At 40.7% G+C, this 12,629-nt stretch carries 11 protein-coding genes and 2 tRNA genes; 9 read left to right on the top strand and 4 right to left on the bottom strand.

The features are described from left to right. Window positions 1-37: 37 nt before the first annotated feature. Genes U0R11_RS08530 through U0R11_RS08520 form a run of 3 tightly spaced genes read right to left on the bottom strand, consistent with a single transcriptional unit; the run spans window position 38 to window position 1,899 of the window. A complete protein-coding gene (locus U0R11_RS08530; protein ID WP_406751280.1) occupies window positions 38-943 on the bottom strand; it encodes an aldo/keto reductase in 906 nt (301 codons plus the stop codon). A 4-nt stretch (window positions 944-947) separates the two neighbouring features. Beyond that, complete coding sequence (locus U0R11_RS08525; RefSeq protein WP_406751279.1) at window positions 948-1,460, bottom strand: D-glycero-alpha-D-manno-heptose-1,7-bisphosphate 7-phosphatase; 513 nt, start codon at window positions 1,458-1,460, stop codon at window positions 948-950. A gap of 1 nt (window position 1,461) precedes the next feature. Beyond that, window positions 1,462-1,899, bottom strand: a complete 438-nt coding sequence (locus U0R11_RS08520) for a hypothetical protein (protein ID WP_166373502.1) — start codon at window positions 1,897-1,899, stop codon at window positions 1,462-1,464. Window positions 1,900-2,009: 110 nt separating this feature from the next. Here U0R11_RS08520 and U0R11_RS08515 point away from each other — a divergent pair, with 110 nt between their 5' ends. The 6 genes from U0R11_RS08515 to tgt all read left to right on the top strand — a co-directional run bounded on the left by U0R11_RS08515 (window position 2,010) and on the right by tgt (window position 10,438). Continuing rightward, window positions 2,010-2,408 (top strand): DUF983 domain-containing protein, encoded by a 399-nt coding sequence (locus U0R11_RS08515; protein ID WP_406751278.1) that lies wholly within the window; start codon window positions 2,010-2,012, stop codon window positions 2,406-2,408. Then, the gene (locus U0R11_RS08510) at window positions 2,408-3,484 is read left to right on the top strand and encodes an LptF/LptG family permease (protein ID WP_109321778.1); all 1,077 of its coding nucleotides are present in this window, start codon (window positions 2,408-2,410) and stop codon (window positions 3,482-3,484) included. Before U0R11_RS08515 ends, U0R11_RS08510 begins: the two co-directional genes overlap by 1 nt. After that, window positions 3,484-4,368 carry a DMT family transporter gene (locus U0R11_RS08505; protein ID WP_406751277.1) on the top strand — a complete coding sequence of 295 codons (885 nt, stop codon included), beginning with the start codon at window positions 3,484-3,486 and terminating at the stop codon, window positions 4,366-4,368. Before U0R11_RS08510 ends, U0R11_RS08505 begins: the two co-directional genes overlap by 1 nt. A gap of 76 nt (window positions 4,369-4,444) precedes the next feature. Then, window positions 4,445-5,557: a Gfo/Idh/MocA family protein gene (locus tag U0R11_RS08500; RefSeq protein WP_406751276.1), complete on the top strand. Its 1,113-nt coding sequence runs from the start codon at window positions 4,445-4,447 to the stop codon at window positions 5,555-5,557. A 25-nt stretch (window positions 5,558-5,582) separates the two neighbouring features. Continuing rightward, on the top strand, window positions 5,583-9,233 hold the full coding sequence (locus tag U0R11_RS08495; RefSeq protein WP_406751275.1) for a PVC-type heme-binding CxxCH protein: 3,651 nt from the start codon (window positions 5,583-5,585) through the stop codon (window positions 9,231-9,233). A 71-nt stretch (window positions 9,234-9,304) separates the two neighbouring features. After that, window positions 9,305-10,438 carry a tRNA guanosine(34) transglycosylase Tgt gene (gene tgt / locus U0R11_RS08490; protein WP_406751274.1) on the top strand — a complete coding sequence of 378 codons (1,134 nt, stop codon included), beginning with the start codon at window positions 9,305-9,307 and terminating at the stop codon, window positions 10,436-10,438. Here the strand turns inward: tgt and U0R11_RS08485 are convergent, their stop codons facing one another. Further along, window positions 10,439-10,909, bottom strand: coding sequence for an Lrp/AsnC family transcriptional regulator (locus tag U0R11_RS08485; RefSeq protein ID WP_166230451.1), 471 nt, complete (start codon window positions 10,907-10,909; stop codon window positions 10,439-10,441). 98 nt (window positions 10,910-11,007) lie between these two features. Between U0R11_RS08485 and U0R11_RS08480 the strand changes: the two genes are divergently transcribed. The 3 genes from U0R11_RS08480 to U0R11_RS08470 all read left to right on the top strand — a co-directional run bounded on the left by U0R11_RS08480 (window position 11,008) and on the right by U0R11_RS08470 (window position 12,618). Next, window positions 11,008-11,083, top strand: a tRNA-Gly gene (locus U0R11_RS08480). Between the two features lie 40 nt (window positions 11,084-11,123). Continuing rightward, window positions 11,124-11,209, top strand: a tRNA-Leu gene (locus tag U0R11_RS08475). Between the two features lie 143 nt (window positions 11,210-11,352). Next, window positions 11,353-12,618 carry a serine hydrolase domain-containing protein gene (locus tag U0R11_RS08470; RefSeq protein ID WP_406751273.1) on the top strand — a complete coding sequence of 422 codons (1,266 nt, stop codon included), beginning with the start codon at window positions 11,353-11,355 and terminating at the stop codon, window positions 12,616-12,618. The last annotated feature ends 11 nt before the right edge of the window (window positions 12,619-12,629 follow it).

The following is a 12,629-nucleotide window of genomic DNA, read 5'->3' as shown; positions in this document are numbered from 1 at the left end:
AGAAAATGCATGAAAATCCCACCAAGAAATTGATATTTTAATCGTGCACCACGGGCGAAGGGCGCGTAGTATGGTATAATTCATACCAATCTTGGTGGTCTAACTTGACACTAAATGAGTTCACAATATTGCGAATTCGTTTTTCTTCCAAAGTCCCAATCAAAGGCAAAGCCCCTAATTTAACAATCCAGGCTACGGCAATCGATTCAATATTGCTATTGTACTTATCTGCCATTTCAACCAACTTCTTGCGTACTTTCAAGGCTAACTCATCCGTTCCATGTTCAATTCGACCACCCGCTAATGGGGATACCGCCAATGGACGCATGTATTTTTGCTTGATATAATCTAAGGCACCATTATCCAGCGCAGAAGTATTTAATAAATTCAAATCAATGTGGTTTGAAACCACAGGAATAGATAAAAACGATTCCAATAATTGGTGCTGATAAACCGAGAAATTAGAAACTCCAATGTTCTTTACCTTTCCTGAGCTTTTTAACTTCTCTAAAGCCAAAACTGTACTTTCTAAATCCGAAAGCGGATCCAATTGATCCAATAAAAAAACATCTAAATAATCTGTTTGTAGATTTCTTAAGGAGTTTTCCACACTTTCAGAAATGTGCTTAGCCGAACTATCTACATGGCTCACCCGAATTTCTGGCTTGGAAGGATCTGGATTATTGACGCCACATTTTGAAAACAAAACCACATCGCTTCGCTTAAACGATTTATTGGCAAGAACCTTTCCGAAAAGACTTTCACAACTATATTTTCCATAACGGTCCGCATGGTCAAACGTGTTAATGCCTAGTTCCAAACACAAATGAACAATTTGGTCCATGTCTTTTAAACTGTTAGCACTTTCCTTCTCCCATCTCCAAAAACCATATATAGCTGGAGACACTTTAGGGCCGGCGTCACTCAAATAGATCTTTTCCATATTATTACGATAAAATAATGTTTGATGCTGCTAATAAATCTTTCACTAAAAATGTTGCTTGAGTGGCTGTTCCTTCCTCAGCTATTCGAACGGTCCGCAGTCCAGCCCTTGTTCCAGCTAAAATATCTCTTTCATGATCCCCCACCATGTAAGATTGAGACATGTCCACATCATACTTGGCCGCAGCTTTCTCAATCAATAAAGAACCAGGCTTCCTAGTCAATGAAGCACTATCATGCAATTCATGATAAGGACAATAATACAAATCATCCAATGCCCCTCCACATGCTTCTTGAATGGCATCGTGAATAATTTGCACGTCTTTCCTTTCATATATTCCTTTGGCAATACCACTTTGATTCGTAATAACAATCAAGATATAGCCTGCTTCTTTTAATGCTTTCAAAGCCTCCACAACCCCTTCTGGAATAATAAAATGACCTAAATGGTATACGTAATCAACTCGGTCTACATTCAGCACGCCATCGCGATCCAAAAAAACGCATTTATGACTCATACTAAGCTAAACGACTCCAAGGAATACGACTCAAAATCAAAAGCAAAGCTATTCCAAATAACAACCAAGCATTCTTGTGTTTTTGTGCATCTGCAATGGCTTTCTTGTTTTTTGAATAAGCCACCGTAACCAAAATAGCTGCCAAAATATTAACGGTGATGTGCTCCACAGCGATCAATCTAACAGCAGGATCTTTCATCGCAGCGCCGAAATCAGCAAATGCAGCTTGAGTAACTGGACTAAAAACAAAATACAATAACAAACCAATCAATAATTGGGTATGTACAGAAATCAAGAAAAATAAACCTGATTTTCTGTCGGATTCAGTAAATGGTGCTCCTGATTGTGCCCCTTTAAAACCTCGGTAAATGGCTAAGATTCCAAGAATAAGAACAAGCCAGCGTAAATACGAGTGTACATTCAATAAAATAGCATACATAATGTGGTAGTTTTAGTTATTTACAAAGATACAAATTCCCCTAAGATGCCCGACCGCTTTCAAATTAATCCTTGAATTTTCTTTACCTTTGTCCCTTTAAAACAGAAAATATGTCAGATCCATCCAAATTAGCCGCCGTTGTCAAGGCGCGTTGCCCTCAATGCCATGAAGGCAGAATTTTTACTCATAAGTGGTGGAATTTATTGAAGTTTAGCGAAATGCACGAGCATTGTCCATCTTGTGGACTACGCTACGAAGTTGAGCCAGGTTTCTTCTTTGGTGCCATGTATATTTCTTATGCCTTTACCGTAGGCATCATGATCGTCGGAGGCGTCATCATCTACAATTTCTTTGGTGACCCTTCTGCTGAAGGCTATATCATACCAATCACCTTCGTTTCTTTACTGATGGTTCCATTCAATTTCCGAATGGCCCGTGTCATTTTCATTCACCTGTTTTCCATGGTAAAATATAAAAGTGACGCTGCTGGTACTGCAACTACAAACTAATGAAAATACTGGATCTCTACATTCTGAAAAAATTTCTGAAAACATATGTTTTCGCTGTTTTTTTAATTGTATTGATTGTCATGGTGATCGACTACACGGAAAAAATCGATGATTTTATCCGCAAACAAGCTCCCTTGAATGAGATCCTCTTTGATTATTACTTGAATTTTATTCCATATTGGGCTAATTACATTAGTCCATTAATGGTTTTTATTGCCACGGTTTTCTTCACCGCTAACCTAGCCGCCAAAACGGAAATCATCGCTATCCTAAGTTCGGGTGTAAGTTTCACTCGACTGATGAGACCTTATCTTATTGGCTCAAGTATTGTGGCCGTTGGAACCTTCATCATGATTGGCTGGATTGTCCCTAATGCCAACAAAATTCGGGTGCCTTTCGAACATAAATACATCAACAACACCTATTTCTTTGATAAGCGTGATGTGCACATCAAAATTGCTCCAGAGATTTATGCCTACATTGAAAGCTACGACAATAGTACCAATACTGGCTACCGTTTCAGTTTAGAACGCATTTCCAACAATGAAATCAAAGAAAAGTTGATGTCTGACCACATTACTTGGGATTCTGTTCGCAAAAAATGGACAATTCACGATTATCGAATTAGAACATTGGTAGGAAAAAAAACAGGCATTGTTTTTGGTTCAAAAATCGATACGACCCTCAACTTATATCCCAAAGATTTTCAAAACAAACACCTCTTACACGAGACTTTTACACTTCCTGAATTGGAAAGACATATTCAATTGGTTCGTTCACGAGGAGCCGATGGCATCGAAATTTTCCTGATTGAAAAATACCTTCGCTTTGCGAATCCTTTCTCGGTCATCATTCTAACCATCATTGGCTTTTTAGTATCTGCCAGAAAATCAAGGGGCGGAGTCGGATTTCAAATCGCTTTGGGTTTCTCCCTAGCTTTTGTCTACATCCTCTTTTTCATGATGAGTAAAGGAATAGCCGAAGGTGGTGGCATGCCTCCGTTATTAGCCGTATGGTTACCCAACATCATATTTGGTGGCATAGGTATTGGCCTCTACTATACCCTCCCTAGATAATGAGACAGGCACCACGTTTTATTGACTATTTGAAGATTCACTTCATTGTCATACTGTATGCCTTTACTGCTATTCTCGGAAATGCTACACAAGCCAATGCTCTAAGCATCGTCTTTTTTCGATGTGTCATCAGCTCCGTCTTTTTGCTGGCCATCCTGCGGTTTCAACAAATCAGCTTTCAAATCCCAAAAAAAATCCTTTATCAATGGATGTTAAATGGGCTTTTCATCGCCTTGCATTGGCTCCTTTTTTTTGGTGCGGCCAAAGTATCTACCGTAGCCATGTGTTTGGCTGGATTATCCACTCAAACCTTTTGGACTAGCCTATTAGAGCCTTGGACCAAAAAAGAAAAAATTAAACGCGTAGAAGTCTTTTTAGGAGTACTCGTCATCATAGCTCTCATCATCATTTTTTCGGTGGAACAAGCTCAAGCCTTGGGACTCCTCATGGGCATTGCTTCTGGTTTTTTTGGTGCCCTTTTTTCGGTCATCAATGGGAAATATACCCACCAATATGACCCAAGACTTATTACCGTATATGAAATGATTACGGCCGGAATAATCACCGGTCTAGTCTGGATCTATGGATTTTCGAGCAATATGGAGCATTTTATGCCTCTGGGCCTAGATTGGCTTTGGATCAGTATATTGGCTATCGTCTGCACCGTTTATGCCTATACGGAAACCATTCGCTTATACCGCGTATTTTCTGTTTTCTCTATTAACCTCGTAATTACCCTAGAACCCGTATATGGTATTTTATTGGCGGTTTTTATCTTTGGAAGCAAAGAAATTATGCATTCGGGCTTTTATTGGGGTACATCGCTTTTAGTCATGACTGTCATGATTCACCCCTTCTTAATAAAATCAGGTAAAAAAGAGTAAAAAAATTCTGATATTGCCTTTTAATCAAACGTGTGAAGCAGAAAACTTCATCCTATTTATTCAATTACTATCTACTATGAAAAAATTCAACGTTGCCATTGTCGGCCTTGGTTTTGGAGCCGAATTTATCCCCATTTATTTAAAGCACCCATTGGCTAATATGTATGCCATTTGCCAAAGAAACGAGGAAAAACTAAATTCAATTGGCGACGCGTACGGAATTGAAACTCGGTATACCGACTTTGAAAAACTACTTCAAGATCCTAATGTGGATGTCGTTCATATTAATTCTCCTATCCATTTACATGCACAGCAGACACTTCAAGCCTTATTAGCAGGTAAGCACGTAGCTTGTACTGTTCCTATGGCCACCACAGTAGACGAGTGCAAGGCGATTGTAGAAGCGAGTCGTAAAATGGGTAAAAAATACATGATGATGGAAACGGTGGTTTACTCCCGTGAGTTTCTTTACATCAAAGAATTATACGAAAAAGGAGAACTTGGAAAGATTCAATTCTTGAAAGGTTCACACCAACAAGACATGGACGGATGGCCAGATTATTGGCCAGGTTTACCTCCTATGCACTATGCTACTCACTGCGTAGGACCCGTAGCAGGTTTACTTCGTTTAGAAGCAGAGTATGTATCATGCTTTGGTTCAGGTACAATCCGTGAAGAGTTGATTCAACATTATAACTCGCCTTTTGCTGTCGAATCAGCACATATCAAATTCCGTAATTCAGACCTTAGTGCCGTGGTTTATCGCTCGCTTTTTGATGTAGCTCGTCAATACCGCGAAAGTTTCGAAGTCTATGGTTCTAAAAAAAGCGTGGAATGGCCTTTGATTGAAGGGGAAGAAATGGTCGTGCATACAGCTAAAAAACCAGAGCCAGAAATTCCAGAAAAAGTAGCAACCCCCGATTTTGCTCATTACCTACCTGAAGAAATTCAACGATTTACCACGAAAGGGGTTTACGACGAGAATGATAATACCCATCTTTCCTTTACGCAAGGTGGAGGACATGGTGGTTCTCACCCGCATTTAGTCAATGAATTTTTACAAGCATTAGCTCAAGATCGTGATCCATTCCCGAATGCCCCACAGTCGGCCAACTGGACCTCTGTGGGAATATTAGCCCATGAATCTGCTCTTCAAGGCGGTAAAATCATCGAAATCCCAGAATTTTAATCCTTTCGCGTAGGCAAAACAACACATGAAAAAATTTACTTGTTTCCTCTTATTATTAGCTGCTTCCTTTCAGCTATTGGCACAAAACCAAAAGCCAAGAAGATTAGAAATGCTTTTTTTAGGAGATCGTGGCCATCATAAACCACTCGACCGCTTTCCTTCCTTGCAGTCGGCTCTAGGAGTAAAGGGCATCAATTTGACTTATACGGAGTCCCTGAAAGATCTAAATCCAAGCTATCTAAACAAGTTTGATGGTTTGATCATTTTTGCCAATCACGATTCCATTCCAAAACCGCAGGAAAAAGCCTTGTTGGACTACATCGGTTCTGGCCATGGACTTGTAGCCTTGCACTGCGCTTCATTCTGTTTTAGAAATTCTCCAGAATATGTAAAAATGGTAGGCGGTCAATTCTGGCGTCATAAAATGGATTCCATCCAAATTAACAATATTCAGCCTCAGCACCCTGTATTAAAAGGTTTTCATGGTATCAAAACCGTAGATGAAACCTATTTACACAGCCAATTACAAGCTGACAATAACGTGATTCAATCACGTATTATCGGGCCAGAACAAGCCAAAGACAAACCCGGTCAAGCCACAGAACCTTATACTTGGGTACGAACTTATGGAAAAGGAAACGTTTTCTATACCGCTTATGGTCATGATGAAAGAACTTGGGAAACAACGGGATTTCAAACCTTGGTAGAGCAAGGCATTTTGTATGCGGTGGGTAAAGACAAAGCCACTTTGTTGGAAAACTTGAAATTGGCTCCTTTGTCTTATCGCGAAGCCAATTTGCCTAATTACGAAAAAAGACAAGGCCCACAATTGCAGCAATTGCCTTTGAGCCCAGAGGAATCTGTAAAATACATTCAAATCCCTGTTGATTTTAACTTAACCGTTTTTGCCGCAGAACCTGATGTCATGCACCCGATTGCTATGGCATGGGATGAAAAAGGACGCTTATTTGTTTTAATCACGAAAGACTATCCAAACGAGCGCAAAAACACGGGTGGTAGCGACTATATTTTAATGTGTGAGGATACCAACAAAGACGGCAAAGCAGATAAATTTACCCGATTTGCCGAAGGTCTAAGCATTCCTACAGGTATGGTTTTTGCCAATGGCGGTCTAATCATTTCACAGGCACCCCATATCTTATTTTTAAAAGATACAGACGGTGATGATAAAGCAGATGTCAAGCAAGAATTAATCACCGGTTTTGGAACGGGTGATACACATGCTGGGCCTTCTAACTTACATTATGGTTTCGACAACTGGATTTGGGGTTCCGTAGGTTACTCGGGTTTTAAAGGAAAAGTAGGCAGCGACTCGCTGAATTTCGGAAATGCCTTTTTCCGCTTTAAACCAGATGGTTCTAAAATGGAACATGTGACAAATACTTCCAACAATACTTGGGGATTTGATTTCAATGAAGCAGGAGATGCCTTTGGATCTACTGCCAATAACTCCCACGGTTGGTACATTCCAATTCCTCATAAAAATATCTGGCAAGCTCCATATTCATTTAACGGTAGTAAAAGTACCGACACACACAAGGATATGAAGTCCATCACCAAAAAAGTACGTCAAGTAGACGTTTTTGGTGGATTCACAGCCGCAGCAGGTCACAATTTCTATTCAGCAAGATCCTTCCCGAAAAAGTATTGGAATAAAATCGCTTTCGTTACGGAACCAACAGGACACGTCGTTCACCAAAATAATATGGTGAAAACGGGTAGTGATTTTAATGATGTAGAAGCATTTAACTTATTGGCTGGAGCCGATGAATGGGTTTCTCCCGTATTTGCACAAGTTGGCCCAGATGGCGCAGTTTGGATCGCAGACTGGTATAGTTTCATCATTCAACATAATCCAGTTCCTAAAGGCTTTGCTAATGGAACAGGTAATGCTTACGAAACAGATTTGCGTGATTATACTCACGGACGTATCTACCGTGTCGGTTGGAATCAAGCTCCTGCTTACCAGCCTATAAGCTTGTCTGCCAATGATCCAGCAGCTTGTATCAAAGCCTTATCTAACAACAATTTATTCTGGCGTTTACATGCCCAGAGATTGTTAGTTGAGCGTGGCAAAAAAGACATCGTTCCTGCTTTAATTGCCCTTATTGCGAACAAAAAAGTAGATGATTTAGGATTGAATGTAGGAGCTATTCACGCACTTAGAACATTGGAAGGCTTACAAGCTTTAGAACTTCCTGCGGTTAAAATAGGACTCACTCAGGCTCTATCCCACCCAAGTGCAGCCGTACGTAAAAATGCTGTTCAAATTTTGCCTAGAACACAAGCATGGTCTAAGGTATTGGTTCAAAAAAATGTACTGAACGATCGAGATACTTTGGTTGCCCTTCATGCCGTGTTAGCTAGCATTGAAATGCCAGAAAGTGCTGTATTGAACAAAGCCATGGAGGCAAAAATTGCGAAAGAACAAAACAATCGTGATCGCTGGTTACCAGAAGCTTATTCTGCTTGGACCATGGCTAAAGGAGGTCAAAGAATGAAGGATTTCATTGTGACAGAAGGTAAAAGAAAGCCTGTTGCCACAGCTGAAAAAGTAGGAAAAGAATTGAATAATCCGAGTGTAGATGGAACCAGCAAAGGACTAGATTTAGTGGTAGCTGAGGTCCAAATCAAAGGTGGTCAATTCAAGTTGAGAGAGAATAGTTCTTTTGTAATTCGAATCAAAAACAAGGGAGATCAGGCTTTAGAAAAAGGAAAGGTTTTACCTGTTTTCTTAAAGATTGAAGGCATGGGCCGTCGGATCGACATGGAATCATTCACCTTCACGGATGGAGTGGCGCCAGGAGAAACAGTTTCAGTAACTAAAAATACCAATGGTCCATGGACAGGTAATTTTGGTTGGAGTGCTGATATAGCGGGCTCTTACAGCATGGAGATTCAGATAGACAAAACAGGAGCTTTGCCTGAAAGTGTACGTAATAACAACATTTATCGAAAAGCGTTAGAAGTCAGTGGGCCAAGCTCATTGAATGTTTACATGATGGAAAAAGTTTTCCGTGGAGGTGCATCTACTTGGTCAGGAGATGAATTAGTGAACACCTTAAACAGTATCGAGATTATTGAATCTCCTGCTTTTGGTGCAGCTTTGAAAGGAGCATCAGCTACTTGGAATGCAAGAAAAGATCCTAAGTTATCAGCGGATAATTTGGCTTATTTCAAAAAAATAGGCGCTTCTATTCGTTCAAGTGATTTTGATTACTATGAGCGTTTAGCGGCTACTTGGAAAATCGAAATTGCCAATAATGCAGGCTCTGCCAATGTGGTTAGAAAAGTCATTAAAACAGTGAAAGAAGCCATGCAATTTGACATTCGAGAATTTAGTGTTCCAGCAGGAGCCAATGTGGAAATTCTCTTTGAAAACATTGACGCCATGCAACACAATTTAGTGATTGGACAAATGGGAAGTCAGGAGAAAATTGGTTTAGCAGCCGATAAGATGATTACCGCAGCTGATGGAGCTCAAAAGAATTATATTCCGAATATTCCAGAGGTAATTGCTTATACTGCTTTAGTGGATCCAGATGGAAGAGCTAAATTGGTATTTAAAGCACCTACTACTAAAGGCAACTACCCTTATTTATGTACATTCCCTGGTCACTGGAGAATCATGAATGGGGTCATGAAAGTAGAATAGTCCAAAATCAAATAAAAGAAGCGGTGCATGTGAACTCATGTACCGCTTTATTTTTTCCCTACCTTTGTGGTATGAAATTTGAGATTCAATCCACAGATGCCCATTCCAAGGCTAGAGCCGGTAGCTTAAGCACCGACCACGGTACTATTCAAACCCCCATTTTCATGCCTGTTGGCACAGCAGGTACCGTAAAAGGTGTTCATATTTCCGAATTAACAGACCCAATAAAAGCACAAATAATCTTAGGCAATACCTATCATCTTTACCTAAGACCGGGCTTAGATGTGATAGAAGCGGCAGGAGGACTACATCGATTTAATTCTTGGAAAGGCCCTATCTTAACCGATTCAGGGGGATATCAAGTTTATTCCTTGGCAGGTACAGGAAGAAAAATCGTAGAGGAAGGAGTCAAATTTAAGTCGCACATCGACGGCAGTACACATTTTTTTAGTCCGGAATCCGTGATGGACATCCAAAGAACCATTGGAGCTGATATCATGATGGCCTTTGATGAATGTACGCCGTATCCATGTACGTACGAATATGCCCGCAAATCCATGGAAATGACCCACCGATGGCTAGATCGCTGTATCAACAGATTCGAGGCTACAGAGCCAAAATATGGGCACAATCAAGCCTTGTTTCCAATCGTTCAGGGTAGCGTATATAAAGATCTTCGTAAAATTTCTGCTGAATACATTGCAGAGAAGGGTGCCTTTGGCAATGCCATTGGTGGCCTATCGGTAGGAGAACCTGTGGAGGATATGTATGAAATGGCCGATGAGGTAACGGATATCTTACCAAAAGACAAGCCCCGTTATTTGATGGGAGTGGGTACGCCGGCCAATATTTTAGAGGGAATCGCCTTAGGAATTGATATGTTTGACTGTGTTATGCCTACGCGTAATGCGAGAAACGGTATGATTTTCACCACACAAGGCATCATCAACATCAAAAATGAAAAGTGGAAGTCCGACTTTTCGGTGTTAGATCCCGCTTTTGCTGACACGGTCCATGGCCAATACAGCAAAGCCTACGTTCGGCATTTGATTCGCTGTGAAGAAATGCTGGGCGCTATGATTGCCAGCGTATGCAATCTGCGCTTTTACCTATGGTTAGTAGGCGAAGCCCGCAAAGAAATTATCCAAGGAAGTTTCACTTCTTGGAAGAATCGCATGATTCCGCAGCTCATGCAGCGTCTTTAATCAAGGAATTGGTAAAACTTTTGATTCTTTGAAAGTCGATAAAATCACCATAGTGGAGGTGGCAGAAACCTCTTCGATTTCGTTGATTTTTTCCAACATCAATTTCTGATAGGTGGAGATATCCTTGGAGATAATCTTCAACATAAAATCACCGGCACCAGTCACGTGATGGCATTCAATCACCTCGGGTATTTGGTTGATTTGATGGACAAATGACTCCGTCACTTGCTTCTTGTGGCCTGTTAAAGTCACTGTAACAAAAGTAGTTACACCTAAACCTACTTTATCTCGGTCTACTTGAGCATGGTAACTTTGGATGATTCCAAGACTCTCTAATTTCTTGACACGTTCCAAAGTAGGAGCAGGCGAAAGGCCTATTTCCTTCGACAATTGGGCGTTGGTAATTTTGGCATTTTGTTGCAAAATTTCCAGCAGTTTGTGATCGGTTTGATCTAGTTTTGTGATGTTCATGGAATGTTAGAAAAAACAAAATTATAGAATATTTAAGGGAAATTTACGTTTCCTCTTGCATAAATAAGCAAAGGTTCTTAATTTTGCCCCACGAAAATGCGAAAGTAGCTCAGCTGGTAGAGCGCGACCTTGCCAAGGTCGAGGTCGCGGGTTCGAACCCCGTCTTTCGCTCCACTTGGAAGCACCCCACGGTGCTTTTGAGTTTTACAGGGCCGCCTGGGTGGTGGAACTGGTAGACACGCAGGACTTAAAATCCTGTGAGCCGTAACGCTCGTGTGGGTTCGATTCCCATCCCAGGTACGATAATCGACAATAACCCTTCCAAGCAATTGGAGGGGTTTTTTGTTGGTAAATGGGCTAATCAAAACTTCCATTTTTGACCTAATTATTATTCCTCCTGAAATCCTTATATCTTGGCTTAAAATCCACAGAAAATTGAATCCATGAAAAAATATTTACTCTTCCTGCTGCTATTTTGTATCAGTTTTAGCCACTACGGCCAAGTTCTTTCTCCCAGCATTAAGCCACATCCAAGCATAGACAATCAACGATTGGCCTATGTGGACACCGTTTTGAAACAGTATGTAGATAAAAATTGGTTAACAGGTGCTGTTACCATCGTGATCAAAGACAACCAAGTCATTCATTATAAAGGTCACGGTTATGCCGACTTAGCCTCCAAAAAGCCCATGCCACCTGATGCTATTTTCCGCATCATGAGTCAAACCAAAGGCATTACCAGCGTGGGCATCATGCAACTGTATGAAAAAGGGAAATTTAGCCTAGATCAATCCATTGGAGATTTTATCCCAGAATTCAAGAAACCAAAAGTCATCCAAGATTATAATCCTGCCGATACTAGCTTCACCTTCATAAATGCCAAAAGAGAAATTACCTTTCGTGATTTACTAACTCACAGCTCAGGTCTCGGTTATGCTGATATCGGCTCTGATCGCATGAAGGCCATTTATGCCAAAGCTGGTGTTCCATCAGGCCTAGGGACTTTTCGTGCCAATTTGTTAGAAAAAATGAAAATCTTAGGCAAATTACCTTTGGAACATCAACCCGGAGAGAAATTTACCTATGGCCTCAATACGGATTTATTAGGTTGCCTGATTGAAGTGATTAGTGGACAAAGTCTAGAAGAATACCTTCAAAAAAACATCTTTGATCCACTAGGAATGAAGGATACCTATTTCAATGTCCCGGCTGAAAAGGCCAGCCGACTTCCCAGTGTTTATACCGAAGATGCACAAAAAAACATCATAGCCTGGGCCCCTACTTTTCGAAATATCAACCCCAATTATCCCCTAGATAAAAAATCTTATTTCTCAGGTGGGGCAGGACTTTCCTCTACGGCATTTGACTATGCCATATTCTTACAAATGTTACTCAATGGGGGGAAATACAATGGAAAACAGATTTTAGGAAGGAGAACCGTAGAGCTGATGACCAGTCCGCAGTTGGATTTCATCAAAGAAGGAGCCGATAATTTTGGATTAGGCTTTTCCATTACCTCAGAAAGATCCAGCCATTTACATGGCAGAAACAAAGGCTCTTTTAACTGGGGTGGATATTACGGAACCACCTATTGGGTTGATCCCAAAGAAAATATGATCTGCCTCATCATGACCCAGCATACTCCTAACTCACATGGAGATTATAGCAGAAAGGTTGAAAATGTCATTTATAGCAGTTTGCTACGCTAAGATTTGTCAAG

Origin of the sequence: Aquirufa salirivi, assembly GCF_045310485.1 — a bacterium.
GTDB classification, from domain to species: Bacteria; Bacteroidota; Bacteroidia; order Cytophagales; family Spirosomataceae; genus Aquirufa; species Aquirufa salirivi.
This window is presented reverse-complemented; position numbering and strand designations above follow the sequence as displayed.

What these genes read in the sequence shown, in the direction of transcription:
- U0R11_RS08525 (WP_406751279.1), bottom strand. Translation starts at nt 1,460, where the DNA reads ATGAGTCATAAATGCGTTTTTTTGGATCGCGATGGCGTGCTGAATGTA.
- tgt (WP_406751274.1), top strand. Translation starts at nt 9,305, where the DNA reads ATGAAATTTGAGATTCAATCCACAGATGCCCATTCCAAGGCTAGAGCC.
- U0R11_RS08515 (WP_406751278.1), top strand. Translation starts at nt 2,010, where the DNA reads ATGTCAGATCCATCCAAATTAGCCGCCGTTGTCAAGGCGCGTTGCCCT.
- U0R11_RS08505 (WP_406751277.1), top strand. Translation starts at nt 3,484, where the DNA reads ATGAGACAGGCACCACGTTTTATTGACTATTTGAAGATTCACTTCATT.
- U0R11_RS08470 (WP_406751273.1), top strand. Translation starts at nt 11,353, where the DNA reads ATGAAAAAATATTTACTCTTCCTGCTGCTATTTTGTATCAGTTTTAGC.
- U0R11_RS08495 (WP_406751275.1), top strand. Translation starts at nt 5,583, where the DNA reads ATGAAAAAATTTACTTGTTTCCTCTTATTATTAGCTGCTTCCTTTCAG.
- U0R11_RS08485 (WP_166230451.1), bottom strand. Translation starts at nt 10,909, where the DNA reads ATGAACATCACAAAACTAGATCAAACCGATCACAAACTGCTGGAAATT.
- U0R11_RS08520 (WP_166373502.1), bottom strand. Translation starts at nt 1,899, where the DNA reads ATGTATGCTATTTTATTGAATGTACACTCGTATTTACGCTGGCTTGTT.
- U0R11_RS08530 (WP_406751280.1), bottom strand. Translation starts at nt 943, where the DNA reads ATGGAAAAGATCTATTTGAGTGACGCCGGCCCTAAAGTGTCTCCAGCT.
- U0R11_RS08500 (WP_406751276.1), top strand. Translation starts at nt 4,445, where the DNA reads ATGAAAAAATTCAACGTTGCCATTGTCGGCCTTGGTTTTGGAGCCGAA.
- U0R11_RS08510 (WP_109321778.1), top strand. Translation starts at nt 2,408, where the DNA reads ATGAAAATACTGGATCTCTACATTCTGAAAAAATTTCTGAAAACATAT.